This window comes from Bacillus cereus group sp. Bc061 (assembly GCF_027715825.1).
GTDB classification, from domain to species: domain Bacteria; phylum Bacillota; class Bacilli; order Bacillales; family Bacillaceae_G; genus Bacillus_A; species Bacillus_A paranthracis.
This window is the reverse complement of sequence record NZ_JAQFTZ010000002.1, coordinates 421,772-447,157: the sequence shown is the minus strand read 5'-3', so window position 1 is coordinate 447,157 and position 25,386 is coordinate 421,772. Positions and strand designations below refer to the sequence as shown.

Here is a 25,386-nt window from a genome sequence, read left to right as displayed (position 1 = left end):
ATTTGCTATAATAAAAGAACGAACGTTCTGATTAGGGGGTGAGTACTATGCGAGAAATGTATCCAAAAAAAGGTCGTGTTATTTTACATGTAGATATGAACTGTTTTTTCGCATCTGTTGAAATTGCTCATGACTCATCGTTACAAGGGAAGCCGTTAGCGGTTGCTGGAAATGAAAAAGAAAGAAAAGGAATTATCATAACATGTAGTTATGAGGCGAGAGAATATGGAATACGTACAACGATGCCACTTTGGGAAGCGAAAAGGTTATGTCCGCAATTAATTGTAAGGCGCCCTAATTTTACATTATATCGCGAAGCTTCATTTCAAATGTTTCAAATTCTTTCCCGTTTTACGGAAAAAATACAACCAGTCTCAATAGATGAGGGGTATTTAGATATTACAGACTGTTACGCACTCGGTTCACCTCTTGAAATAGCAAAGATGATTCAGCAGGCGTTATTAACAGAATTGCAGCTTCCGTGTAGCATCGGGATTGCTCCGAACCTTTTCTTAGCAAAAACAGCTTCTGATATGAAAAAGCCTCTCGGTATTACCGTGCTCCGAAAACGAGATATTCCAGAAATGATTTGGCCACTTCCGGTTGGAGCGATGCATGGAATTGGAGAAAAAACAGCTGAGAAATTAAAAGATATTCATATACAAACAATTGAACAGTTAGCAAAAGGAAATGAACATATCATTCGCGCTAAAATTGGAAAGCATGGTGTTGATTTACAAAGAAGGGCAAAAGGTGTGGATGATAGAGAAGTTGATCCGAGTCAAATGGGACAACATAAAAGCGTTGGTAATTCGATGACTTTTTCAAAGGATATGGATGAAGAAAAAGAATTACTTGATATGTTAGAAAGGCTATCAAAATCAGTGAGTAAAAGATTACAAAAGCGAACTCTTGTCAGCTATAATATTCAAATTATGATTAAATATCATGATAGGCGGACAGTAACGAGGAGTAAGCAATTGAAAAATGCCATTTGGGAAGAACGAGATATTTTTCAAGCAGCCTCTCGTTTATGGAAGCAACATTGGGACGGTGATTCCGTTCGTTTATTAGGTGTTACAGCTACTGAAATAGAGTGGAAGACTGAATCGGTGAAGCAATTAGATTTATTTTCATTTGAAGAAGATGCAAAAGAAGAGCCGCTACTTGCTGTTATTGATCAAATTAATGATAAATATGGAATGCCGCTTTTACAACGAGGTAGTCAATTATTACGTAAGCAAGAAAAGTCTTTTCAGCAAAAATTAGAAAATAAGTTTATGTAGAAGGTGTCATGAAGCTGTAAATATCATGACACCTTTTATGTTCAACTTGCTTCTAAATCTAATGAAGTTTTCCAACCAGCTGCAGTAACGCCAGATTCTAATAGCATTCTGCTCACTATTTTTTCAATTAAGACTGCTGTATTTGTGTTGCAGTGTAATGTCGCTTGTATACATACTTTTTGATTAGAATCTACGTCTTCACTATACAATTCTTTTAAACCAATGCCTTCAGAACTTACCATATGCATAAGTAAAAAACGAATATGGGCTTCATGTTCTTCTGAACAAGTGAGAGAAAGTAAGTAGTTCGTTTGTTCAGGTGATTCTTCTTTTGATTTCTGATTCATAAAGAGAGCGATTGGGCGAAGTAGTATGTTTGCTAGTAAAACACCAGCTGCACCTAATATAGCTGCAATGAGGAAACCAGCGCCTGTAAGAGTACCAACAGCAGCTGCGCACCATAGGGTAGCCGCAGTATTAAGCCCTCTAATACTAAAACCATCGCGGATAATAACGCCGCCTCCTAAAAAACCAATCCCACTGACGACTTGAGAGGCAATACGTGAAGGGCTAGCATCGTGATCAATCATGACGGATAATAAAACAAATATACAGGCACCAAGTGATACGAGAGCATTTGTCCGTAGCCCAGCCATCCTATGTCTCCATTGTCGTTCCATTCCGATGCAAGCACCTACAATAATTGCAATAAATAATCTTAGTACAATGTCATACCATACCATCATGGTCACCTCCATACATATAAGTTCAAGTTATGTTTTTGAGAATGAGCGGGAAGCACCCGCTCATTCTCATTTTTATAACCAGCTATGAAACTTTTTAATATAAAGATTTTTCAGGAATTGTGTTAAGAAAGCATAGCCTAATAGTATCCCTACTAACCAAGGGAAATAGCTAAGTGGTAATGCTTGTAATCCAACGGCTGCTCCAAGTGGCGAGAATGGAATATAAATTCCGATTATCATAATACAAGCGGTTAATAAAAGAACCGGTACTGATGCGGTACTTTGAATAAATGGAATCTTCTGTGTTCTTATCATGTGAACAATTAAAGTTTGTGTTAGCAATCCAACGACAAACCAACCAGATTGGAATAATGATTGTTCGCTAGCTGTATTTGCACTGAAGACGTTCCACATGACCACATAGGTGATGATATCAAATATGGAACTAATGGGACCGATGCAAATAATGAAGTTCCGTAAATTTGCAGTATCCCATTTTCTTGGTTTTTCTAAAAACTCTTTATCCATTTTGTCCCATGGGATAGACAGTTGTGAAATATCATAAAGTAAGTTTTGAATTAAAAGGTGAATGGCAAGCATCGGCAAGAAAGGAATGAAGGCACTTGCTACTAACACACTAAATACATTTCCGAAGTTAGAGCTTGCTGTCATTTTAATGTATTTCAAAATATTACCGAATGTAGTGCGTCCTTCTAAAATACCTGCTTCTAATATCATTAAACTTTTTTCAAGTAGAATAATATCGGAAGACTCTTTTGCAATATCAGTTGCAGTATCAACACATATGCCAACGTCAGCTTCCCGTAACGCTACGGCGTCGTTAATGCCATCTCCCATATAACCTACAGTGTGTCCGTTTCCTTGTAATACTCGTATAATGCGGGATTTTTGCATTGGATTTAGTTTAGCAAAAACAGTTGTTTCTTCGACTAGCTTTGCTAATGCTTTATCAGGTAAAGCATCGATTTCGTAACCAAGGATAGGCTCGCCAATATTTAATCCAACTTCTTTACATACCTTTTTTGTCACGATTTCGTTATCACCAGTTAAAATTTTTACTTGTACACCATGTTTTTGTAATGCTTGAATGGCAGTAGCGGCAGATGGTTTCGGCGGATCTAAAAAGCCAATATATCCAGCGAGAATCATATCATTTTCATCTTGTACGGCGTACTCTTTATTATTTGTTGGTCTATTTTTTTTATAAGCTACAGCAATAACGCGCATACCTTCACTATTCAAAGTTTCACTTAGTTGTTTTACATGTAAGCGCATGTCATCGGTAAGAGAAGCAATTTTGCCATATATTTCAGTGTAGTTGCAAATAGATAAAATTTCTTCTACAGCCCCTTTACAGACCATTGTATGTTCACCTGAATTGTTTTTTACAATGACGGACATACGCCGACGAGCAAAGTCAAATGGAATTTCATCTAGCTTTTGAAAAACAGATGGATCAAATTTTTGATTTTCTTCTGTATGTTTTATAACGGCTTTATCTATTAAATTTTTCAATCCTGTTTGATAGAAGCTATTTAAATAGGCAAAGTGTAATACACGATTACATGTATTACCATTAGGATCTAAGTGGCGAACAAGTACAACTTTATCTTCTGTTAAAGTTCCTGTTTTATCGGTACAAAGAATGTTCATAGCACCTAAGTTTTGAATAGAATTCAGCTGTTTTACAATTACTTTCTGTTTAGACATGTTAACGGCACCTTTAGCTAAATTAGCAGTCACAATCATTGGTAACATTTCAGGTGTTAGACCAACTGCGATTGCAATAGCGAAGAAGAAAGCTTCTTGCCAATCCCCTTTTGTGAATCCGTTAATGAGAAGAACGATAGGTGCCATAATAAGCATGAATGTAATTAAAAGCCAGCTTACTTTGTTTACACCTTTATCAAAGCTTGTTTCTACGCGCTTACCGCTTACTTTATTTGCTAAAGAGCCAAAATACGTATCGGTACTTGTGGAGATGACAACCGCTCTTGCGCTACCACTTACAATATTTGTCCCCATGAAGCAAAGATTTTCCATATCAAGTGGATTGTAATTTTTTTTCGTGCTTTTCGGTAATAGATGTTTATTTTCTGTATGGTAGCAGTTTTCGTATTTTTCTACAGGAAGTGCTTCTCCTGTTAAAGAAGATTGGTTCACAAATAAATCTTTAGCCGATAAAATACGCACATCAGCTGGAACAATGTCTCCGGCTGAAAGTGAAATAATATCGCCAGGTACAAGTTCCTCAATTGGAATTTCCGTTGTATCAGTTTGCTTTAAATTTTTTACATTTTTTGTTTCGTGTACAAATCCATCTATTCTAAAGACACTCGCCGTTGTTCGAACCATAGCCTTTAACTGATCTGCAGCTTTTTGAGAACGAAATTCTTGTAAAAAGCGAATCGTTGCACTTAGCATTACCATTACAGATACGACAATCGTTCCTTGTATGTCATCTGTGAAAAAAGAAAGTGCGCCGAGAGCTAATAAAACAAAAATAAATGGATTTTTAAAAGCCAGCAGAAATTGAATGTACCACGGTGATGTTTTATTATGAGCTATTTCATTAAGGCCATATAAAGAAAGTCTACGAGACACTTCTTCTTTAGAGAGTCCATTTTCTGTTGTTTCTAAAAGTCGTAACGCTTTGTTTGCATCCTGCGTTGCGACTTCCACTAATAATTTGTGATTTGTTTTCATACAATCTTGATTGTATGAATGTTTCGTTTCTTGTTTTTGTAAATTTAACATCGGTAGTTCCTCCTTTTTCATGAAGGAGGAAACAAGCTGTTACTCGACTATTTAAAATTAGGAGGAACAGTTTCTTTCCTACCTACATGATGAAATATTAACGTAAAACATATGGGTATCTGGGCCGAATCATCAATTGCCAACTGTTCCTCACCTCCGTACAATTTAGTAGTTTCTGAATATGCTATGTTTGTTTCATAGTAAGGTGCATATATACGTAAAAAGACCTTTACTCAAAACGAGTAAAGGTCTGAATTCGTAGTTAAAAGAGTCCACGACAAAGACTGTTAGTAAATATAGATTAAAACAGTTTTGTGTATGACAAAATATACGCACCTCTCCCTCGTTGAGTTTTAGCACTGTATAGCATAGGTACTGAAACCAGCTACGTTAAAAAAGGCCTTCATTCCGACCTTTCCTGTTGACCCATTGGCGTCTCTCGACATTTTTGGGCAGCAGCGTTTCTCTATACAGGAGCCTCACCTAACAGAGACCATATTCAATTACACGTTGAATGTTAGCACTGAAATTTTGTAGTGTCAATATATTTTTTTGAAAACTCAAATAGATTCACCTTGGCTATATAGTAGGAAATAAGAGGGGGTTTTTGGAAATAAGTTTGGAAAATAAATACCGTAATAAACATAAAAAAAGCACTGATTACAGTGCTTTTTTTATAGATTATGAGATTGTAGCATTTTCAAAAATAACAATTTCTGAACGATTTGTTGTTGAAACACGTTGTGCATAATATGTTAAAGCTGAAGAAATATATGTTGGTAACGAGTCATTTGTATGTGTTGTTGTATATTCATGGATTAATTCTTTCAAAGTCGTCCATTCTAATTGTGCTGGGTGATCAGACACGAAAGAACTTACCCAGCGATCAAATGAAGATGAAAAATCAGTTTGTAAACGAAATGCTTCTTTCATAATAAAACGCTCCCTTAAAATGTAGTATAATCATTTTAACATAAAATACGAACGATTGCTAAGTTTTTTGAGTATAACGTTCGTGATATATAGTTGTCTAGATGATTGGTTATGTAAATTCGATTTGCCATTTGAAATAACATTCCGTAAGATGAAAGGTAGATTATATAAAGAGCTGGAGGAAAGAAAGTGGAATTTGTATTTTTAGGAACTGGTGCAGGTGTTCCTTCGAAAGGAAGGAACGTTTCAGCAATTGCTTTGCAATTGTTAGAAGAACGAGGACAGACTTGGTTATTTGATTGTGGCGAGGCGACGCAACATCAAATATTACATACATCAGTACGTCCACGCCGCATTGAAAAAATATTTATTACGCATTTACATGGTGATCATATTTTTGGATTGCCTGGTTTATTAGGAAGCCGTTCGTTCCAAGGAGGGACTACACCTCTAACAGTGTATGGACCAAAAGGAATTAAACAATTTATTGAAGTCGCATTATCAGTAAGTACGACACATGTAAAATACCCGCTTGAAATTGTTGAGATAACAGAAGAAGGTACTGTGTTTGAAGATAATGAATTTCATGTGGAAACGAAAAGATTGTCACACGGTATTGAATGTTTTGGGTATCGTATTATAGAGAAAGATATACAAGGCGCCCTTTTAGTCGATAAATTGCTGGAGATGGGCGTGAAACCAGGTCCACTCTTTAAACGTTTAAAAGATGGAGAAGTGGTTGAATTGGAAAATGGTACGATACTAAACGGAAAAGATTTTATCGGCCCACCTCAAAAGGGAAGAATTATTACCATTTTAGGTGATACGAGATATTGTGAAGCGAGTAGAGAGCTAGCAAAAGACGCTGACGTACTTGTTCATGAAGCAACTTTTGCAGCAGAAGATGAACAACAAGCTTATGATTATTTTCATTCCACATCTAAGCAAGCTGCGAGTATTGCACTTCAGGCAAATGCAAAACGATTAATATTAACTCATATTAGTTCTCGTTATCAAGGGGATACATATAAGGAATTATTGAAAGAGGCAAGAGAGCTATTTTCTAATACAGAAATAGCTACAGATTTAAAATCATTTCCAGTGGACAGATAATAATGTTGTGAAAAAATGGTGACGAAAGGTTGCCATTTTTTTATTTCTAAAAAAAAATAAAAATAAAACTGTTATCATTTTATGCTTATATAGGATGAAACAGAAAGTTTTAATGATGTAAAGATATAAGATGAAACAACATAGTATCGATTGTTTAGAAAAACTGTTATATAAGTCGGACGACATACAAGTAGTACAAATAGCAAAAATGGATTGTTATTCAGAACTTTTAAAATTCATTAAAAGTAAGCGTTTTATTAAAAACAAGCTATAATGAGGACAGATTATAATTTACTGTAGGCTACATGTGTTTGAGACGTTTATCATAACAAGTGAAGTTGAATAAATTGTGAGAGGGCAACATGGAAATTATAATAGGAAGGACATTACTATTATTTGTATGAAGCCTTTTTCACTTTTTAGCTTTAAGGCATCAAAAGGTATGAAAGCAATGGGCGTTTCACTTGTTTATGCTATGCTTGTAAGGGGTTCTGTGTTAAACTTTGGATTGCTACAAGACTTTACTGTAGATTATCTTATATTATGTGTAAATGAAGGTAATGCTAAGTTTCTTATTTCATATTATAACTGGTATTATTTCAGGATATATCGCTTCACTGTTATTCAAAAACGATCCAATTCGTATAGCGGAACAAATTCGTAGTACAACTGGAAAAGCAACCGATTTGGTAGCTTAATAGAATAGTAAAAAATTTTTTCATAGAGGTTTAGGGGGAGTTATGATGAAGTATCGCTCAGTATTTGATATTATCGGTCCAGTTATGATTGGTCCATCAAGTTCACATACAGCAGGCGCAGCAAGAATGGGGCAAGTTGCTCGCCAGCTGTTTCGTCATGAACCAGAAAGAGTAAGCATTTCATTATATGGATCATTTGCAAAGACGTATCGTGGGCATGGTACAGATGTAGCGCTAATAGGTGGGATATTAGGGTTTGAAACAGATGACTTACGTATTCCAGAGGCGCTAGAGATAGCAAAAGAGCGCGAAATTGAAGTGGAATTTATTGAAGAGGATGCCAATGCACCTCACCCAAATACAGCGAGAATTCGTTTGTATAAAGGTGAAGAAGAAATTGAAGTTGTTGCTTGCTCAATTGGTGGCGGTAAAATTGAAGTTGTAGAATTAAACGGATTCGATCTTCAATTATCAGGCACGAGTCCAGCACTACTTATTGTAAATAACGATCGCTTCGGTGCTATTGCAGCAGTAGCTTCAATCCTTGCGAAACACGAGATTAACATTAGTACAATGAGTGTTTCTCGTAAGGAAAAAGGAAGAAGAGCGCTTATGGTCATCGAAACAGATGAAATATTAGCAGATGAAGTGATTGAAGAAATAAAAGCGCAACAAAATATTTGTCAAGTAACTATTATGGAATAATTGCAGGGGGGACACACCATGTTTCGGAACGCAGCGGAACTAGTGGCGCAAGCTAAAGAACAAAATGTAAAAATCGCAGAAATTATGATTCAATGTGAAATGGAAACAAGAAGTATTTCACGTGAAGAAGTAATTGCTGGTATGGAAAAGAACTTAGTCGTGATGGAGCAAGCGGTAGAACGTGGTATTCGCGGAGTGAAATCACCAACTGGTTTAACTGGTGGAGATGCTGTAAAAGTTCAGGCGTATATGAAGAGTGGAAAAGGCTTATCTGGAGATACGATTTTGGACGCAGTGAGTAAAGCTGTTGCAACAAATGAAGTAAACGCAGCGATGGGAATTATTTGTGCAACACCAACAGCAGGGTCTGCTGGAACAGTGCCAGGTGTACTATTTGCACTAAGAGAAAAATTGCAGCCTACACGTGAAGAAATGATTGAATTCTTATTTACAGCGGGAGCTTTCGGTATGGTTGTTGCGAATAACGCTTGTATTTCTGGTGCAGCGGGAGGATGCCAAGCTGAAGTTGGTTCAGCAAGTGGAATGGCAGCTGCAGCTGCAGTTGAAATGGCTGGTGGAACACAAGACCAAGCAGCTACAGCGATGGCAATTTCATTAAAGAACATGCTTGGTTTAGTATGCGATCCTGTTGCAGGACTTGTAGAAGTACCTTGCGTAAAACGTAATGCAGCAGGAGCTGCAAATGCGATGATTTCAGCTGATTTAGCATTAGCTGGTGTAACGAGTACCATTCCATGTGATGAAGTAATTGAGGCAATGTTTAGAATCGGACAAACGATGCCAGTAGCACTTCGTGAAACAGCAGAAGGTGGACTTGCAGCAACACCGACTGGTCGTCGTCTACAAGAAGAGATTTTTGGGAAGACGAATAACTAAAAATATATGTTTATAAAAAATGGAGCTCAAGTAAGATTGAGCTCCATTTTTTATTTTTCTTTTGTTAATTGTTCTAACGTTTTCCCAAGGTTATGTGATCGTTGCGCTGCCTGTGTAATACAGGAAATAAGCGCTTGTTGAAATTGGTGTTCTTGTAATACTTCAATGCCCGCTTCGGTCGTTCCACCAGGAGAGGTAATTTCCTTTCGCAAAATAGACGGGTGTTTTTCACTTGCTTTTAGCATTTCAGCAGCACCAATCATCGTTTGGAGAATAAGTGACTTTGCAACATCTTCTTTTAAACCGATTTTTTTTGCAGCTTCTTCCATCGCTTCTACTACGTAATAAATATAAGCAGGCCCGCTTCCGGATAATGCAGTGACAGCATGCATCTCTTCTTCCTCTACAACAGAGACGAGACCGATCGTTTCAAATAAAGCTATGGCAGTTTGAATATGTTCCTTTGTTGCATGTTTTGAAGATGAGATAGCAGTAGCTGATTTTAAAATAGCTGCAGATGTATTTGGCATGGCACGAATAATCGGAACGTCTTTTTGAAGTAGATTTCTAATTGAATGAGTAGAAACACCTGCTAATAACGAAATAATAAGCAGGTTATTATGTATGTCTTCTTTAAAAGGGGTAAGCGCTTCTGCAACATCTTTTGGCTTCATTGCTAGAAAAAGAATATTTGTATTAGTAAGTAGTTCTTTTTTATTATGTGTACCTTTGACACCGTATTTGTTATGTAGCTCCTGTAACCTTGTCTCATTAGAACGATTACTTACAGTAATTTGTTCGCCTTTCACAACATTTGCATGTAACAAGCCACCAATAATCGCTTCAGCAATAGAGCCCGCACCGAGAAAGGAAATGTTTTGAATAGACATGATGTTCCTCCTTTAATTTTGGTTAGAAATTCTTATAAATGTACATACATTCGTTTTTTTCTAGGAAACACCTCTTTTTATCTGAAAATAATGACAAATATATAAGGAAGTTGTAAACTGAAGAAGTATTCATTTTTGAACCGGAAAGAGACAGGGGGGCTAAGCATGACGGCGATTCACCGAATGGAGATTCCTGTGCCATTTGCAGTTGAAACTGTGAATGTGTTTTTAGTTGAGGGGGAGACATTAACATTAATTGATACAGGGACGAATACAGAAGAGGCAAGAAATGCGTTAGAAAGTCAGTTAGGTACATTAGGATATACGATAGAAGATATTAAAACAGTAGTTATTACGCATCATCATGCGGATCATTGTGGGCTTTTAAATATATTTTCTGAGAAGACGAACATTATTGGACACCCTTGGAATGAGCCGTGGATCACACAAAATCCAGCTTTTTTAAAGCGATATCATGATTTTTTTAGAGAGACGGCTTTACAATTTGGTGTTCCAGCAGCATTTTTGAAAGACGAGGCGTTATTGACGACAAGGACACTGAAATATTCTTGTAATAGATCGTTAACGCATACTGTGAGAGAGGGAGATCGTATTGATTCAATGCCTGGTTTTACAGTAATTGAAACACCGGGTCATGCTTCCACTCATATTTCATTATATAGAGAATCTGATGGAATACTAATTGGCGGAGATGCTCTCATTAGTCATATTTCTTCGAATCCAATATTAGAACCACCATATGAAGGACAAACAGAAAGGGCACGTCCATTATTACAATACAATCAAACGTTAAAGCGTTTAAGTGAAATGAATATTTCGCGCATTTTATCAGGACATGGAGAAGATGTTCTAAATGTGAAACAACTTATTGAAACGAGATTACAAAAGCAAGAAACACGTGCATTTAAAGTGCTTGAGTTATTAAAGGAAAAACCAATGACAGCATTTGAAGTATGTGTAAAACTATTTCCGGTATTATATAAGGAACAATTGCCACTTACTATTTCAGAAACGGTTGGACAATTAGACTTTTTAGCATATAATCAACAAGTGATGATTGATGAATCTTCGCAACAATTGATTTATTATGCAAAGTAGGTGACAGCAATGACGGGACGTTTACAAAATAAAGTAATCGTCATTACAGGTGCTTCTAGTGGAATTGGAGAGCAAGTTGCAATGCAAGTTGCAGAGCAGGGAGCGACTCCAGTATTAATGGCTAGAACAGAAGAGAAATTAAAAGCGCTAGCAGACAAAATTAAAGAAACTTATAATACGCCTTGCTATTATTATGTATTAGATGTAAGTGAAGAGACGGGGATAAAATCTGTTTTTTCAAAGGTATTACAAGAAGTGGGACGTATTGATATATTAGTAAACAATGCGGGATTTGGTATTTTTAAAACGTTTGAAGATGCGTCAATGGATGAAGTGAAAGATATGTTCCAAGTAAATGTATTTGGATTAGTAGCTTGTACGAAAGCAGTTCTACCTTATATGGTGAAAAGAAACGAAGGGCATATTATTAATATTGCTTCACTTGCTGGGAAAATTGCAACGCCGAAATCAAGTGCGTATGCAGCGACGAAACATGCAGTATTAGGATTTACCAATAGTTTACGCATGGAGTTATCCAGTACGAATGTTTTCGTAACAGCGATTAATCCAGGTCCGATAGATACAAACTTTTTTGAAATAGCTGATCAATCCGGTACATATGTGAAAAATATGGGACGATACATGTTAAAACCAACATATGTAGCAGAGCAAATTGTAAAATCAATGCAAACGAAAAAGCGTGAAGTAAATTTACCGAAATGGATGGGCATTGGTCCGAAACTTTATGCATTATTCCCAGGTTTATTTGAGCGTGTTGCAGGTAAATCATTAAGTAAAAAATAGGAGATTTCCATATGGAAATCTCTTATTTTTTTATCCCGCTTTAATGGGCAGTAAGATCCCCCTCAAAATTCAGCGAAAGCAAAGAAGTTAGGTGGGGGATCAACTGCCCATAAAAGTCCGATTGGTTCAACTAATAATCAGTGGGGGATGAAGAAAACCCCCACTGATTAAAGTTTCACTTTATTTTCCAGTCACATAATCGTAAACGATATCCTCAACTGCCTCGTATACATCAATTTTAGTATTTGAATGAATTATTGCTTGAATATGTTTAACAAGCATTTCCTGATCCTCATTTGACATAGGACTACATTGATATTGCTGAAAACTTTTTATAATCATTTTCTCAATTAATTTTTCATTCATGTTTTCCCCGCCTGTATGTACGTATGTATTGTTTTATTGTACTTGAAGTGAAATAAAAAAACTACTATGCACTATTTTTGTATAAAAATTCGGTTGTGCATATTATTTTTCTAGTAAAATTAAGTTTTTTAAGATTATAAAATTTATAAATATTTAATTGACTCTATAAATATACAATATTATAATCATACTTAATTTAAAGAATCGATATGAGGAGGAGCATATGAAGGTCGCGATTATTGGAGCAACTGGGTATGGAGGTATTGAATTAATTCGGTTATTAGAGCAACATCCATATTTTTCGATAGTATCTCTCCATTCTTTTTCACAAGTTGGTGAGTGTATAACAAATGTATATCCGCATTTTCAAAATGTTCTTGTTCATACGTTACAAGAAATTGATGTGGAGGAAATAGAGAAGGAAGCAGAAATTGTATTTTTAGCAACCCCAGCAGGAGTATCAGCAGAGTTAACTCCAAAATTATTAGCAGTAGGCTTAAAAGTAATTGACCTATCTGGAGACTTTCGTATGAAAGATCCTTTCATATATGAACAGTGGTATAAAAGGGCAGCTGCAAAAGAAGGAGTCCTTAGGGAAGCTGTATATGGGTTAAGTGAATGGAAAAGGTCCGAAATTCAAAAGGCAAATTTAATTGCAAATCCAGGATGTTTTGCTACAGCTGCATTATTAGCGATATTACCGTTAGTTCGTAGCGGCATAATTGAAGAAGATTCCATTATCATTGATGCGAAATCAGGAGTATCTGGAGCAGGAAAAACGCCAACAACGATGACTCACTTTCCTGAGTTATACGATAACTTGCGTATTTATAAAGTAAATGAGCATCAACACGTTCCTGAGATTGAGCAAATGCTCGCGGAATGGAATAGAAAAACGAAGCCAATCACATTTAGTACACATTTAATACCGATATCACGTGGGATTATGGTTACACTTTATGCGAAAGTAAAGCGAGAAATGGAAATAGAACAACTTCAAAAATTATATGAAGAGACGTATGAACAATCAGCTTTTGTTCGAATTCGCATGCAAGGAGAGTTTCCAAGTCCGAAAGAAGTGAGGGGCTCAAATTATTGTGATATGGGGATAGCTTACGATGAAAGAACAGGAAGCGTGACAGTCGTTTCTGTTATAGACAATATGATGAAAGGTGCGGCTGGGCAAGCGATTCAAAATGCAAATATAATAGCGGGACTAGAAGAAACAACAGGTTTACAATATATGCCGCTTTATTTATAAGGGGGACATGATGGTTAAAGTAGCGTCTATTACAAAATTAGAAAATGGTTCGATTGTAACACCAAAAGGTTTCTCGGCAATTGGCACTGCAATTGGTTTGAAAAAGGAGAAGAAGGATTTAGGGGCAATCATTTGTGATGTACCGGCATCATGTGCTGCTGTTTATACAACAAATCAAATACAAGCAGCCCCCTTGCAAGTAACGAAGGATAGTATAACGACTGAGGGGAAATTACAAGCTATTATCGTCAATAGTGGAAATGCAAATGCTTGTACAGGGATGAAAGGATTACAAGATGCATACGAGATGCGTGCATTAGGGGCGGAACATTTTGGAGTGAAAGAAAATTATGTTGCAGTAGCTTCAACAGGTGTAATTGGTGTTCCGTTGCCGATGGATATAATCCGAAAGGGAATTGCAACTCTTATCCCGGCGAAGGAAGAAAATGAAGCTCATTCTTTTTCTGAAGCAATCTTAACGACGGATCTTATAACGAAAGAAACTTGCTATGAGATGATGATTGATGGAAAGAAAGTGATGATTGCTGGTGTTGCGAAAGGTTCAGGGATGATTCATCCAAATATGGCAACGATGCTAAGTTTTATTACGACAGACGCTCATATAGAGCATGACGTATTGCAAACCGCATTATCACAAATAACGAATCATACATTTAATCAAATTACGGTGGATGGCGATACTTCTACGAATGATATGGTCATCGCTATGGCAAGTGGATTATCAGAAACGAAACCAATCGATATGGAACATGCAGATTGGGAAACTTTCATATTTGCCTTACAGAAGGTATGTGAAGATTTAGCAAAAAAAATTGCACAAGATGGTGAAGGCGCTACGAAGTTAATAGAAGTAAATGTGCTAGGAGCTCAAACGAATGAAGAGGCAAAGAAAATCGCAAAACAAATAGTCGGTTCGAGTCTTGTGAAAACAGCAATACATGGTGAAGACCCAAACTGGGGGCGAATTATTAGCAGCATTGGACAAGGTGAAGTAGCGATTAATCCAAATACAATTGATATTACTCTTCAATCTATCGTTGTGCTGAAAAATAGTGAACCTCAAATGTTTTCTGAAGAGGAAATGAAAGAGAGATTACAAGAAGATGAAATAGTCATTGATGTGTATTTACATTTAGGTGAAGAAACCGGATCAGCTTGGGGCTGTGACTTAAGTTATGAATATGTGAAAATAAACGCTTGTTATCGTACATAAGGAGAGGGAAGATGAGCGATTATATTGTAGTGAAATGCGGCGGTAGTATGTTGGATCAATTAAATGATGTGTTTTTTGATTGCATAAAGAAATTACAACAGAAGTATAAAGTAGTGATTGTTCATGGTGGTGGCCCAGAAATTGATGCCCAATTAAAAGATTGTAACATCAACGTAGAAAAAAGAGATGGATTACGGGTAACACCAAAAGAAGTTATGGATGTTGTTCAAATGGTGTTATGTGGAAGTACGAATAAAAAACTCGTAATGAATTTACAAAAGCATAATTTACGAGCGGTAGGTTGTTCAGGATGTGACGGCAATCTACTTCAAGTTCAACCTGTTAGTGAGGAGATAGGATATGTGGGAGAAGTAAGGTATGTCGAAACGGCCTTACTAAAAGGATTAATAAATATGAATTATATTCCTGTTATTGCTCCAGTCGGCATAAATGATAATGAGATTTATAACATAAATGCAGATACCGCCGCAGCTGGAATTGCAGCCGCGTTATCTGCAAAAGAACTCATTTTTATTACAGATGTAGATGGGGTATTGCATGAAGGAAAGTTAGTAAAGAAAACCGACGAATTTGAGATTGTTAATTTTATAGAAAACGGTGTTATTACCGGTGGGATGATTCCGAAAGTACAGGCAGCACTAGCATCATTAAAAATGGGAGTGCAAAAGGTTAGTATCGTAAATGGGATGAAGGATTTTACCGAGGTTACAGGTGAGTGTATCGGAACGACGGTAACGAGGGGCGTGAGTATTGCATGACAAGTCATCTTTTTCAAACGTATGGGAGAAGAAAGATTGAGTTTGTAAAGGGAAAAGGAACGAAAGTCATTGATAATAACAGTAAGCAATATTTAGATTTCACATCAGGAATCGGTGTATGTAATTTAGGACATTGTCATTCTACTGTTATGAAAGCTGTACAAGAGCAACTGCATGAAATATGGCATATATCTAACCTGTTTACAAACAGCTTACAAGAAGAAGTCGCGTCATTATTAACAGAAAACATAGCATTAGATTATGTGTTCTTCTGTAATAGCGGGGCAGAGGCGAATGAAGCTGCTTTGAAGCTAGCCCGTAAGCATACTGAAAAATCTCTCGTCGTAACATGCGAGCAATCTTTTCACGGTAGAACATTCGGAACGATGAGTGCGACGGGACAAAATAAAGTGAAAGAAGGATTTGGTCCGCTCCTTCCCTCTTTTTTACATACACCATTTAACGATATAAAGGCATTAGAGGAAGTAATGAATGAAGAAGTTGCGGCAGTAATGATAGAAGTTGTTCAAGGAGAAGGAGGAGTCATACCTGCTGATCTATCTTTTTTGAAAGCGATTGAAACATTATGCAATAAGTTCGGTTCCTTATTTATTATAGACGAAGTCCAAACAGGAATCGGAAGAACAGGGACATTATTTGCTTACGAACAAATGGGAATAAATCCTCATATCGTTACTACCGCTAAGGCGCTTGGAAACGGGATTCCTGTTGGAGCAATGATTGGCCGGAAAGAACTTGGAATATCGTTTCCTGCAGGGTCACATGGTTCAACGTTTGGTGGAAATTATGTTGCAATGGCTGCGGCGAAAGAAGTATTGCAAATAACTAAGAAACCATCGTTTTTAAAAGAAGTAAAGGAAAAGGGCGAGTACGTATTACAGAAGTTGCAAGAGGAATTACGACATGTCGAATGTATCCAAAATATACGTGGTAAAGGGCTTATGATTGGAATTGAATGTACGCATGAAGTTGCAAGTTTTATAGAACAACTAGAAAAACAGGGACTTCTCGTATTACAAGCAGGACCTAATGTTATAAGACTATTACCGCCACTCATTGTAACGAATGAAGAGTTAAAACAGGCAGTATATATGATAAAAAAAGTAGTTTGTACAAAAAACGTATCAATTATATAAGGGGGAATTTTCATGTCAACTGTACAAGTACCGAAATTAAATACGAAAGACCTTTTAACACTAGAAGAATTAACGAAAGAAGAAATTATTTCTTTAATTGAGTTCGCAATATATTTAAAAAAGAATAAGCAAGAGCCTTTACTGCAAGGCAAAATATTAGGTCTTATCTTTGATAAACATTCAACTCGTACTCGTGTATCTTTTGAAGCAGGAATGGTACAGCTCGGGGGACATGGTATGTTTTTAAGTGGAAAAGAGATGCAAATGGGAAGAGGAGAAACCGTTTCAGATACTGCGAAAGTATTATCACAGTATATTGACGGGATTATGATACGTACATTCTCACATGCGGATGTAGAAGAGCTTGCAAAAGAATCGAGCATACCTGTTATTAACGGATTAACGGATGACCATCATCCTTGTCAAGCATTGGCAGACCTAATGACAATATATGAAGAAACAAATACATTTAAAGGAATAAAATTGGCTTACGTAGGTGACGGAAATAATGTATGTCATTCATTGTTGTTAGCGAGTGCAAAAGTTGGAATGCATATGACTGTTGCAACACCTATAGGGTATGAACCGAATGAAGAGATTGTAAAAAAAGCGTTAGCGATTGCCAAGGAAACAGGAGCTGAAATTGAAATTTTGCATAACCCTGAACTAGCGGTGAATGAAGCAGATTTCATTTATACTGACGTTTGGATGAGCATGGGGCAAGAGGGCGAAGAAGAGAAATATACGTTGTTTCAACCATACCAAATTAATAACGAACTTGTTAAGCATGCGAAGCAAACATATCGCTTCTTACACTGTTTACCTGCCCATCGTGAAGAAGAAGTAACAGGCGAGATTATAGATGGATCACAGTCTATCGTATTTGAGCAAGCTGGTAATCGATTGCATGCGCAAAAAGCATTATTAGTAAGTTTATTTAAAAATGTAGAAGAGCTTTCCTAAAGGATGTATACCCCAGTTGCTAGATACGAATAAAAACTGGGGTGTTTTTTATGGTTAAATTCTTTTTAGAAGAGAAAGTAAATACGGTAAAAAGATATTACTTTGAGTATATACTGAATGTACTTAATTATATGGATAGAGGGAGGATATCTATTAGAGAAACAGCTACTAAATTTTTTGTATAACCATTTGTGCCTAGTTTACCAGGAAGGCCTTTTACTTCACATACACTTCGTTTGCCGTTAAGCAGGTTTTATGTAACATGAAGATTTTTAGATATTCTGAAATTTCTATATTTACATTTTTTTCTTTTTGTCTCATAATTTTAATGGGGAGAGGGAGGGAAAAAATGGTTCAAATTAAAGTAACACCTGAAATGCTAGAAGAAGTTGCGAATCGTGCAAGTAATACCCGAATCGCATTAGAATCTATACATAATAATTTATGTAATGAAATAGATCAGTTGTGTTTTCAGTGGATTGGTGCCTCTAATCAACAGTTCATTCAACTGTTCAATGATGCGAGACCAAAAGCTTTTGCATCTATTCATTCACTTGTAAAAGTAGAGGAAGATTTGAAAAGAATTGCTGAAAAATTCCGCAATACAGATAATCAAAATGTTACAATGGAACAAGGAGCGATGTGTGGACCACTATCGTCAGAAAAAGAGGATTTTGATGGTGAAAAACTTGCTAGGGATATAGTAGGTGAAATAAGTGGTGAGTATGATATTCGTCGTGCTTGGGATGGGATTGATCCATCTACTGGCGAAAAACTATCTACTTTGGATAGAGTATTTGCTGGAGGAATGGCAGTAGCAGGGCTTACACCCTTTGGAAAGATAGCTAAAGTAGGTAAAGGAGTTAAAATGACTGCTAAGGCTGCTGAGGCTGTGAATAAAGCTAAAAAAGTACCTGTGGAGAAAGTCAATGGAGTTAAGGATACTGTAAAAGCTACAGAGGATAGTATCGTTACTAAAAAACCATATAGTAAAAGCAGGCCTAGTTATGGAAAAGGTCAGGTTGAAGAAGTGTGGGAAAATGCGAAAGATTCTATCGATGGGAAAGTTTATGATCCATCAGGTGTAGAAATAATTTGGGATAAATCTAAAACAAGAAGTGGTCAATGGGATATGGGGCATATACCAGGAGAGAAATATTCTGATATGCATGAATTGTATATGAATGAGATTATTACAAAAGAAGAGTTCTTAAAGTGGTATAGAAACCCTGAAAACTATCGACCGGAATTGCCAAGTACTAACCGAAGTCATAAGTATGAATGAGAGGGTGATAGTATAAATGGATATTAATAAAGCTGATTATGGGACTATTATAAAATTCGGGAATCTTAAATTATTTTTAGAGAAGCTAAAAATTGAGGGAAACTGTATTGAAGAGATTGTAGATTCAATTGATAAAAATGGTATTAGTTTACTTGAAAAATCATTAATTAGTAGAAAGTTTGATATAGCAAACTTTCTATTGGATAATGGTGCAAAGGTTAATATAATTTCTAATGATGACTGTAATGAGTTTCACTATTTAGCAGCAAATATTAATTGTCAAGGTGCGGTTGAAGTAGCTTGTAGGCTGGTTGATATGGGGGTAGATTTGAATTTAAAAGATAAAAAATTTGGTAATTCTGCAATATGGTCTTTATGTCAAGAAGTATTAAAAAAAAGAACAAAGGAGGGAAATGATTTAATAGTAAAATGTTTGGGAAAACGACCGAATATTAATGATGAAAATAAATATGGATATTCATTAAGAGATTTAATTGAAGAACGTGGAACAGATGATATGAAAAAAGTTTTGGAGATGATTGTTTGAAAAAGAGTAGTGGATTAGGTGGTAGCGTTGTATCTAAGAATATTTTACAAAATAAAGGGAATGTGAAATGGTGTATTAAAGAACAACCAGTTAATGCTATCGATAATGGATGGAGATTTTTGTCGGAAATAGATACAGATGAATATCTTGCTGATGCATCAAATATGTCAGTTTGTGATTGGGGAACTATTATTGAAATAGAACCAGCGGTAATGAATATTTTTAATATGCCAATTGGCACAGATATTACTTTACTAAATGAAAATAATAAAAAGTATTTTGTTTATACTGATTCGGGAGAAAAAGTAGATTTTTAAGAAGGTATTTTAGTGATTAGTACAGCTATATATCTACTAGCATAAAACTTTATGCATATAAGTATATATTTTAAGAAAATAAAAGAATCAATAATCTATACTATGGAATTGGGTAAAATTCTATTGAAACCTTGATTGGCTATATGTCTTTCAAGGTTTTTTAGTAATCTAAAAAGTTTCACATAAAAACTTATGATTTTAAATTAATATTCAAATATGACGACAATGCATTGGGAAATATGTATTTCAAGGTGTTGCATAAGAATTACCTCCCCCCATTAGTCGATAGTTGGTATATTATTAAAAAACTCTAAACTTATTAAGTAAGAGAGGATAACGAATTAAATGATTAAGCCTTTATATGCAGAAAATATTATAGTGGGTGTAGAATATAAAAATATGTTCAATTGGTTATAAACCTACAAAATTTAAGTTTGTAGAGGAGGAGTAGACGATGAATAATTGGAAAGATAAGATAGCCACAATGATTTTAGTGAAGCAGGAGCTAATGAAACAAGATGTAGAAAAAATATGGCCAAACCATTTTCCGGAGGTGGGAGCAAATGAAAAATCTATTCGCATTATTGAACAAGAATTGGGATATAAACTTGATTTAATGTATAGAGAATTTCTTCAATATGCCAATGGATGGGCAGGTTTTTATCAAACGGTGGATTTATTTGGTACGGAGCAATTAAAGGAATCAGCTATAATGGATTATGCTCAGGTACTATTAGAAGCTATAGATGATGTTGTTTTAGAAGAAAGCGGTGTTTTAAGGCCGGAGCTATTACCAATAGCAGTTTCGGAATTTGATAGGGATTTATTTGTTTTATGTTTACCTAATTCTTCTAGACCAGGAGAGATAATTTGGTTTGCGGGTGAAGAAATAGATAGATTTGAGAATTTTGACGAGTACTTTTTAGCAATGATCGACTATAATAGAGAAGAGATATTAGCTTTAAAGGGGTAGTTTATACAGTCATGTTTTTTAAGTGTCTGTTACTGTACAGCTATAAAAACATAAATACTAATACAGCTAAAGCAAAAGCAAAATATATTTGAAGTGAACAGAAAAGAAAATGGATATTAATTGTTAAGATATACAAGTTTTAAGGTTAAGATAAAATCTAGTGCAACTTAAAAACAATATGAACTGAAAGTACTTGATTGTCGATTAAAGGCAACAAGTGCTTTTTTCGTCTTGATATAAAAATAAATGAAATGGGACAAACATTAGGAGAATAAATAAGAACAAAGCTGCTCAACTTGAACTGTACCGCAATTGTTAGACACGAATAACAATTTGAGGTGCACTTTTTTATCTCTTCCGGCAAGAAGACTCCATCTGATTTGTGTTACGGGTGAAACCCAACAATTCAGGTGGAGATGAATTGCCGTCAGTAGGTAGGCTGAACGCTTTTGTTTCGTTCATAACAATTTTTGAGGGCGAATGTTTGTTTCTTTTTGTCCTACAATATTATGTAGATAAGAAGGGAATAGATTGTAAGGCAACGAAATTAGATAATGATTATCATTCAGCTACTTAAGCCAAAAGTAATGAATACGCTTAATGAACTTTCTAAGAAAGGTGGTGAAAACAATGGCTAGAAAGAAGGTAGTGAAAGTATTACGGAAACAAAAGAAAAGAGAAACCATGCAACGGTTCACGCAGAAACAGAATATCGGACGAGCTTGCCTTACTGCAAAAGAATTTCGTTTACTTCAGCGCATGGCGCATAGTTCAAAAGCACTGCGAAATGTTGGGTTGTACACGATAAAACAAAGTTATTTGAACGATAATAAAATGGCTACTGTAAAAGAAGTGGACAATGCCATGCAGGCTGATATGAACTACTCGGGCGTTCAATCAAACTCTGTTCAAGCGATTCGTAGAGCCTTATTTACAGAAATGAAGAGCTTTTTTAAAGCGTTGGAACAGTGGAAGAAACATCCTGATAAGTTCACAGGTCGTCCGAAGTTTCCGAATTATTCTCGTTCCACTGACAAACGAATCATTGAAATCTATCAAGTGCCAAAAGTGGATGAGAACGGATATTGGATGGTTCCGATGAATGTTGCATTTAGAAAAAAATTCGGTTCCATTAAAATACGTATGCCAAAAAACTTAAGAAATAAAAACATCTCCTACATTGAGATTGTACCAAAGCAAAAAGGTCGGTTCTTTGAGGTGCATTATACATATGAAATGCACGTCTCTCAAGTGAAGAAACAACCCACGACTACGAGTAACGCTTTGAGTTGCGATTTAGGTGTAGATAGATTAGTAAGTTGCGTAACCAATACAGGTTATGCCTTCTTAATTGATGGAAAAAAACTAAAATCCATTAACCAGTACTTCAACAAAACGATACGTAATCTACAACTGAAAAATATGGAAAACGGGCTTTCTAAACGTCTTGTAACGAATAAAATTGCTGCACTTTGGCATAAACGAGAAAGACAAATAAACGGTTACATTGCACAAACAGTAGGCCTATTGTTCAAAAAAGTGAAAGAATTCGATATAGATACGATTGTTGTAGGGTATAACGCTGGTTGGAAACAAAAATCTCATATGGGGAAAAAGAATAATCAAACATTTGTTCAAATCCCATTTGAGAAATTGATGGCAGCAATTGAGAATAAATGCATAAAAGAAGGCATCCGCTTTTTCAAACAAGAAGAAAGCTATACTTCAAAAGCTAGTTTTCTTGATAAGGATCCGGTTCCAGTTTGGTCTAAGGATGATAAGACGCAGTATCGCTTTAGTGGCAAACGAATTACGCGTGGTTTGTACCAAAGTAAAGCAGGAACATGTATCCATGCTGATATTAATGGTGCGCTGAATACATTGAAAAAATCAAAAATTGTAGAACTGGATGACAATCTGAAAGTGAAAACGCCGATTCTATTAGAAGTGCAAAAACGTAAGGCTATTGCTTCGCGCATAGCCTAGTGGGTGCGTCAACCATCCATGTGTACGCGACTTGTCGGGGCTTGTAGCACACGCTGGATTCATCCCAGTGGTGGCTTCTTCCATAAGGGAGAACGGCTCTTTTTCGAAAGGGTGGTGCAAGTGGGAAAACAATCGTTCGTTGTCAGTACCAACCAAAAACATACTTGGGGTGTTACCTTAGGGTAGCATGAATGCTAGAGCGTCAAACTGTCTAGCGATAGACGAAAAGACCTAGCGTTCGAACTCAAGCCCCCACTGAAAGGTTTTATCTCAGTAGGGGTGGTTGACAGTGAAATGTCATATGTATATTTAGTTAACTATTTCGATATCATCTATAATAAAAGAGGAAATGAAATTTGTTTTTCGGGGTGTGTAAGGGCATACTAGGTATAAAAATATAGTTAAAGAGATGATGAGAGTGAAAACAACTAAGAAAACATATTCGTTTTTTCAGCGGATGTGGAGAATATTAAAGTTTCAATATTATAAGTTGCTTCGATCACCAGAAGGAGCGAAGAAAGTATCGTTAGGTTTTGCGATTGGTTTTGGTTTAGAGATGTTGGTTATATATACAGCATCGCTCGTCTATTTAATATTTTATCCAATCGTCAGGTTAGCAAAGGGATCTTTTCCTGCCGCGGTGATTGGCAATATTATTGGAAAAATATCGTTTCTCCCAGTAGTTTTATTTCCGCTTGCGTATGCGCTAGGGAAAATGATTTATCCATTTCATGTGCAAAAAATACATCATGAACCCTTTACAATATCGGACTTGTTTTCAAGTCACATTTTTACGATATTAAAGAGCTTATTACAGAGTGAAGTGTATGTATTAATTGGAATGACGATTTTAGGGGTTGTGTTTGGTGTAGTTTCATATTTCGTTGTGCATTATTTATATGAAAAGAACCGTAAGTTACGTTTGAAGAACAGAAAGAAAAGAGTGAGAGAACCACTCATGCAAATATAAAGAGTGTCACACTCATTTTCTCCTTTGAATATGTTTAAGAAAAAGGAGGAGAGAATGAATGTATTATTATTACGTACCGCAAGTATATCCATATGTAAATTATTATCCGGTTTATGATACGAGTAGGCAATATGAATTATATCGACAACAACAACTACCGCAAATACCATCGCAACAACCTACGCAAGATCAAAAACCATATTTAACGACATGGCCATATTCAAATGTATACTATGGCAATTATTACGAATCATAAAGCTGCTTCTATTTAGAAGCAGCTTTATACGTTTGTTTTCAAAATTAAATTTTGAATGGTTTGAAGAGAGTGAATGAGTTTTTCACGTTCTTCCTCAGATAACGTTTGGAAATTTTCTTTTAATTTGTCTAAAATGAATTGTTGATACTGATTTACTAACAATTTCCCTTCAGCTGTCAGGGAAATTAAAATGACCCGTCGATCTTTTTCGCTATAATGACGCTCTATTAGTTCTTCTTGGATCAGTTTGTTTAATAGAGGTGTCATGTTAGGCCGTGAAATCGCTAGCCGCTTGCCGATTTCGGAAACTGCTAATGTGCCATTTTCATGCAGAAGCAGTAATACTTGTGTATGTGATGGCGGCATATGTCTTTGAGAAGAAAATTCTCCAGGAAGCATAAATTTGCGATAAAAAAGAGGCACTAGCGAAAGAAGATGATCAACAATACGTTCCCACTCGCGTGATTCCATATAAAGGCCCCCTTCCACTCTCATTGTAACAAAAAAGACATGTTATAAAAATAGAATTGTTTCATGCGAATTTTAATATTTGTAGGCCAACACTTTTTTTGTAAAGGAATCGGCAATAATCGAATAGCCTTTATCATTTGGGTGTACTTGGTCAAAGAGTAAATCTTTCTTATCATTCGATATTAATTTGCGAATTGGTAAAACGATAGATGGTTGATTTGCTTTTGCAATGGAATAAACGGATTCATTCCATCCGTCTAAAAACATATCTGCATAACTTGCGATGGAGTCATCGAGTTGTAACGGGTTATAGAGTTCAGAAAGAATGAGTAAAGCATCCGGATTTTGATCTCGGACTGTCTTTACAATATTTTTTACATCCGCTTCAAAATGAGCTTTTTCTTTATTTAACATTTTAATACCGTCTATAACACCGACATCACGATTTAAGCGAAATAAATTATTTCCCCCAATGTTAATTGTAATAATATTGGCTGCTCTAATTTTTTGCTTTACATCTTCTGATTCAACCTTTTTAGCGAGACGATCTGTTGTAAGACCGTTTATCCCAAGGTTTTCTACAGTAATTGGTTTATGAATTTGTGCTTCTATTTGTTTAGAGGCTAATTCAGCAAATCCACCTTGTGTCGATCCATATCCTTTGGCGAGCGAATCACCTAGTACGAGATGATAAAAGGAATCGTTTGTTTGCTTATCAATCCAACTTGGAGTAGATGTTTTTTCTGTTTTTTCTTCGGGTTCATTTTGTTTTGTCTCATCGTTCTTTTCAAAATAAGAATAAGAAATGATTAGAAGGAGGAGACAAACAATTGTTAAGATGACTTTTTTCAT

At 35.9% G+C, this 25,386-nt stretch carries 26 protein-coding genes and 1 riboswitch; of the genes, 19 read left to right on the top strand and 7 right to left on the bottom strand.

The features are described from left to right. Positions 1–47: 47 nt before the first annotated feature. A complete protein-coding gene (locus tag PDQ40_RS11600; RefSeq protein WP_001208839.1) occupies positions 48–1,286 on the top strand; it encodes a DNA polymerase IV in 1,239 nt (412 codons plus the stop codon). A gap of 41 nt (positions 1,287–1,327) precedes the next feature. Here PDQ40_RS11600 and PDQ40_RS11595 read toward each other — a convergent pair whose 3' ends face one another. The 3 genes from PDQ40_RS11595 to PDQ40_RS11585 form a co-directional block, all read right to left on the bottom strand. Then, on the bottom strand, positions 1,328–2,029 hold the full coding sequence (locus tag PDQ40_RS11595) for an MgtC/SapB family protein (RefSeq protein WP_000262357.1): 702 nt from the start codon (positions 2,027–2,029) through the stop codon (positions 1,328–1,330). 75 nt (positions 2,030–2,104) lie between these two features. Beyond that, a complete protein-coding gene (gene mgtA, locus PDQ40_RS11590; RefSeq protein WP_270691421.1) occupies positions 2,105–4,810 on the bottom strand; it encodes a magnesium-translocating P-type ATPase in 2,706 nt (901 codons plus the stop codon). A 330-nt stretch (positions 4,811–5,140) separates the two neighbouring features. Next, positions 5,141–5,308: riboswitch (M-box (ykoK) riboswitch) on the bottom strand. 183 nt (positions 5,309–5,491) lie between these two features. Continuing rightward, complete coding sequence (locus PDQ40_RS11585) at positions 5,492–5,743, bottom strand: DUF3932 family protein (protein ID WP_000656493.1); 252 nt, start codon at positions 5,741–5,743, stop codon at positions 5,492–5,494. Positions 5,744–5,932: 189 nt separating this feature from the next. Here PDQ40_RS11585 and rnz point away from each other — a divergent pair, with 189 nt between their 5' ends. From rnz to sdaAA, 4 genes are all read left to right on the top strand, one after another. After that, positions 5,933–6,856 carry a ribonuclease Z gene (gene rnz / locus PDQ40_RS11580; RefSeq protein WP_000397442.1) on the top strand — a complete coding sequence of 308 codons (924 nt, stop codon included), beginning with the start codon at positions 5,933–5,935 and terminating at the stop codon, positions 6,854–6,856. A gap of 551 nt (positions 6,857–7,407) precedes the next feature. After that, positions 7,408–7,554 carry a hypothetical protein gene (locus tag PDQ40_RS11575; RefSeq protein ID WP_001998205.1) on the top strand — a complete coding sequence of 49 codons (147 nt, stop codon included), beginning with the start codon at positions 7,408–7,410 and terminating at the stop codon, positions 7,552–7,554. 45 nt (positions 7,555–7,599) lie between these two features. Beyond that, on the top strand, positions 7,600–8,259 hold the full coding sequence (gene sdaAB / locus PDQ40_RS11570) for an L-serine ammonia-lyase, iron-sulfur-dependent subunit beta (RefSeq protein WP_000877446.1): 660 nt from the start codon (positions 7,600–7,602) through the stop codon (positions 8,257–8,259). A gap of 18 nt (positions 8,260–8,277) precedes the next feature. After that, on the top strand, positions 8,278–9,156 hold the full coding sequence (sdaAA, locus tag PDQ40_RS11565; RefSeq protein ID WP_000489462.1) for an L-serine ammonia-lyase, iron-sulfur-dependent, subunit alpha: 879 nt from the start codon (positions 8,278–8,280) through the stop codon (positions 9,154–9,156). A 50-nt stretch (positions 9,157–9,206) separates the two neighbouring features. On the opposite strand, the gene proI is transcribed toward sdaAA, so the two are convergent. Beyond that, on the bottom strand, positions 9,207–10,046 hold the full coding sequence (gene proI, locus PDQ40_RS11560) for a pyrroline-5-carboxylate reductase ProI (RefSeq protein ID WP_000027267.1): 840 nt from the start codon (positions 10,044–10,046) through the stop codon (positions 9,207–9,209). Positions 10,047–10,211: 165 nt separating this feature from the next. Here proI and PDQ40_RS11555 point away from each other — a divergent pair, with 165 nt between their 5' ends. Next, positions 10,212–11,165, top strand: coding sequence for an MBL fold metallo-hydrolase (locus tag PDQ40_RS11555; RefSeq protein WP_000125136.1), 954 nt, complete (start codon positions 10,212–10,214; stop codon positions 11,163–11,165). A gap of 9 nt (positions 11,166–11,174) precedes the next feature. After that, positions 11,175–11,969: an SDR family NAD(P)-dependent oxidoreductase gene (locus PDQ40_RS11550; RefSeq protein ID WP_000147807.1), complete on the top strand. Its 795-nt coding sequence runs from the start codon at positions 11,175–11,177 to the stop codon at positions 11,967–11,969. Positions 11,970–12,149: 180 nt separating this feature from the next. Here PDQ40_RS11550 and PDQ40_RS11545 read toward each other — a convergent pair whose 3' ends face one another. Continuing rightward, positions 12,150–12,335, bottom strand: a complete 186-nt coding sequence (locus tag PDQ40_RS11545; RefSeq protein ID WP_001003229.1) for a YqzH family protein — start codon at positions 12,333–12,335, stop codon at positions 12,150–12,152. Between the two features lie 223 nt (positions 12,336–12,558). Between PDQ40_RS11545 and argC the strand changes: the two genes are divergently transcribed. From argC to PDQ40_RS11485, 12 genes are all read left to right on the top strand, one after another. After that, positions 12,559–13,596: an N-acetyl-gamma-glutamyl-phosphate reductase gene (gene argC / locus PDQ40_RS11540; protein ID WP_000861264.1), complete on the top strand. Its 1,038-nt coding sequence runs from the start codon at positions 12,559–12,561 to the stop codon at positions 13,594–13,596. Positions 13,597–13,606: 10 nt separating this feature from the next. Next, a complete protein-coding gene (argJ, locus tag PDQ40_RS11535; protein ID WP_270691420.1) occupies positions 13,607–14,830 on the top strand; it encodes a bifunctional glutamate N-acetyltransferase/amino-acid acetyltransferase ArgJ in 1,224 nt (407 codons plus the stop codon). Between the two features lie 11 nt (positions 14,831–14,841). Then, positions 14,842–15,609, top strand: a complete 768-nt coding sequence (gene argB / locus PDQ40_RS11530) for an acetylglutamate kinase (RefSeq protein WP_001286785.1) — start codon at positions 14,842–14,844, stop codon at positions 15,607–15,609. Next, on the top strand, positions 15,606–16,766 hold the full coding sequence (locus PDQ40_RS11525) for an acetylornithine transaminase (RefSeq protein WP_000200516.1): 1,161 nt from the start codon (positions 15,606–15,608) through the stop codon (positions 16,764–16,766). Before argB ends, PDQ40_RS11525 begins: the two co-directional genes overlap by 4 nt. 12 nt (positions 16,767–16,778) lie before the next feature. Next, on the top strand, positions 16,779–17,729 hold the full coding sequence (argF, locus tag PDQ40_RS11520; protein WP_000108859.1) for an ornithine carbamoyltransferase: 951 nt from the start codon (positions 16,779–16,781) through the stop codon (positions 17,727–17,729). 349 nt (positions 17,730–18,078) lie between these two features. Next, a complete protein-coding gene (locus tag PDQ40_RS11515) occupies positions 18,079–19,014 on the top strand; it encodes a WXG100 family type VII secretion target (RefSeq protein ID WP_000249940.1) in 936 nt (311 codons plus the stop codon). A 16-nt stretch (positions 19,015–19,030) separates the two neighbouring features. Beyond that, positions 19,031–19,561, top strand: a complete 531-nt coding sequence (locus PDQ40_RS11510; RefSeq protein WP_000353923.1) for an ankyrin repeat domain-containing protein — start codon at positions 19,031–19,033, stop codon at positions 19,559–19,561. Further along, positions 19,558–19,878 carry an immunity protein Imm33 domain-containing protein gene (locus PDQ40_RS11505; protein WP_000749724.1) on the top strand — a complete coding sequence of 107 codons (321 nt, stop codon included), beginning with the start codon at positions 19,558–19,560 and terminating at the stop codon, positions 19,876–19,878. Before PDQ40_RS11510 ends, PDQ40_RS11505 begins: the two co-directional genes overlap by 4 nt. 454 nt (positions 19,879–20,332) lie before the next feature. After that, positions 20,333–20,851, top strand: coding sequence for an SMI1/KNR4 family protein (locus tag PDQ40_RS11500; RefSeq protein ID WP_001067166.1), 519 nt, complete (start codon positions 20,333–20,335; stop codon positions 20,849–20,851). 630 nt (positions 20,852–21,481) lie between these two features. Continuing rightward, positions 21,482–22,837, top strand: a complete 1,356-nt coding sequence (locus PDQ40_RS11495) for an RNA-guided endonuclease TnpB family protein (protein WP_000101508.1) — start codon at positions 21,482–21,484, stop codon at positions 22,835–22,837. A gap of 409 nt (positions 22,838–23,246) precedes the next feature. After that, complete coding sequence (locus PDQ40_RS11490) at positions 23,247–23,807, top strand: DUF2062 domain-containing protein (RefSeq protein ID WP_002028428.1); 561 nt, start codon at positions 23,247–23,249, stop codon at positions 23,805–23,807. A 58-nt stretch (positions 23,808–23,865) separates the two neighbouring features. Beyond that, positions 23,866–24,063 (top strand): hypothetical protein, encoded by a 198-nt coding sequence (locus tag PDQ40_RS11485; RefSeq protein WP_000291952.1) that lies wholly within the window; start codon positions 23,866–23,868, stop codon positions 24,061–24,063. 24 nt (positions 24,064–24,087) lie between these two features. Here PDQ40_RS11485 and PDQ40_RS11480 read toward each other — a convergent pair whose 3' ends face one another. Further along, the gene (locus PDQ40_RS11480) at positions 24,088–24,534 is read right to left on the bottom strand and encodes a MarR family winged helix-turn-helix transcriptional regulator (RefSeq protein ID WP_000445819.1); all 447 of its coding nucleotides are present in this window, start codon (positions 24,532–24,534) and stop codon (positions 24,088–24,090) included. 72 nt (positions 24,535–24,606) lie between these two features. Then, a complete protein-coding gene (locus tag PDQ40_RS11475; RefSeq protein ID WP_000755836.1) occupies positions 24,607–25,386 on the bottom strand; it encodes a GDSL-type esterase/lipase family protein in 780 nt (259 codons plus the stop codon).

Bases quoted from the DNA above. Each gene is read 5' to 3' on its own strand.
- PDQ40_RS11525 (WP_000200516.1), top strand. From the start codon at position 15,606: ATGACAAGTCATCTTTTTCAAACGTATGGGAGAAGAAAGATTGAGTTT.
- PDQ40_RS11515 (WP_000249940.1), top strand. From the start codon at position 18,079: ATGGTTCAAATTAAAGTAACACCTGAAATGCTAGAAGAAGTTGCGAAT.
- PDQ40_RS11585 (WP_000656493.1), bottom strand. From the start codon at position 5,743: ATGAAAGAAGCATTTCGTTTACAAACTGATTTTTCATCTTCATTTGAT.
- sdaAB (WP_000877446.1), top strand. From the start codon at position 7,600: ATGAAGTATCGCTCAGTATTTGATATTATCGGTCCAGTTATGATTGGT.
- sdaAA (WP_000489462.1), top strand. From the start codon at position 8,278: ATGTTTCGGAACGCAGCGGAACTAGTGGCGCAAGCTAAAGAACAAAAT.
- PDQ40_RS11545 (WP_001003229.1), bottom strand. From the start codon at position 12,335: ATGAATGAAAAATTAATTGAGAAAATGATTATAAAAAGTTTTCAGCAA.
- argF (WP_000108859.1), top strand. From the start codon at position 16,779: ATGTCAACTGTACAAGTACCGAAATTAAATACGAAAGACCTTTTAACA.
- argB (WP_001286785.1), top strand. From the start codon at position 14,842: ATGAGCGATTATATTGTAGTGAAATGCGGCGGTAGTATGTTGGATCAA.
- mgtA (WP_270691421.1), bottom strand. From the start codon at position 4,810: ATGTTAAATTTACAAAAACAAGAAACGAAACATTCATACAATCAAGAT.
- PDQ40_RS11490 (WP_002028428.1), top strand. From the start codon at position 23,247: ATGATGAGAGTGAAAACAACTAAGAAAACATATTCGTTTTTTCAGCGG.
- PDQ40_RS11600 (WP_001208839.1), top strand. From the start codon at position 48: ATGCGAGAAATGTATCCAAAAAAAGGTCGTGTTATTTTACATGTAGAT.
- PDQ40_RS11550 (WP_000147807.1), top strand. From the start codon at position 11,175: ATGACGGGACGTTTACAAAATAAAGTAATCGTCATTACAGGTGCTTCT.
- argJ (WP_270691420.1), top strand. From the start codon at position 13,607: ATGGTTAAAGTAGCGTCTATTACAAAATTAGAAAATGGTTCGATTGTA.
- argC (WP_000861264.1), top strand. From the start codon at position 12,559: ATGAAGGTCGCGATTATTGGAGCAACTGGGTATGGAGGTATTGAATTA.
- PDQ40_RS11495 (WP_000101508.1), top strand. From the start codon at position 21,482: ATGGCTAGAAAGAAGGTAGTGAAAGTATTACGGAAACAAAAGAAAAGA.
- proI (WP_000027267.1), bottom strand. From the start codon at position 10,046: ATGTCTATTCAAAACATTTCCTTTCTCGGTGCGGGCTCTATTGCTGAA.
- PDQ40_RS11485 (WP_000291952.1), top strand. From the start codon at position 23,866: ATGTATTATTATTACGTACCGCAAGTATATCCATATGTAAATTATTAT.
- PDQ40_RS11475 (WP_000755836.1), bottom strand. From the start codon at position 25,386: ATGAAAAAAGTCATCTTAACAATTGTTTGTCTCCTCCTTCTAATCATT.
- PDQ40_RS11595 (WP_000262357.1), bottom strand. From the start codon at position 2,029: ATGGTATGGTATGACATTGTACTAAGATTATTTATTGCAATTATTGTA.
- PDQ40_RS11575 (WP_001998205.1), top strand. From the start codon at position 7,408: ATGAAGGTAATGCTAAGTTTCTTATTTCATATTATAACTGGTATTATT.
- PDQ40_RS11510 (WP_000353923.1), top strand. From the start codon at position 19,031: ATGGATATTAATAAAGCTGATTATGGGACTATTATAAAATTCGGGAAT.
- PDQ40_RS11555 (WP_000125136.1), top strand. From the start codon at position 10,212: ATGACGGCGATTCACCGAATGGAGATTCCTGTGCCATTTGCAGTTGAA.
- PDQ40_RS11500 (WP_001067166.1), top strand. From the start codon at position 20,333: ATGAATAATTGGAAAGATAAGATAGCCACAATGATTTTAGTGAAGCAG.
- PDQ40_RS11480 (WP_000445819.1), bottom strand. From the start codon at position 24,534: ATGGAATCACGCGAGTGGGAACGTATTGTTGATCATCTTCTTTCGCTA.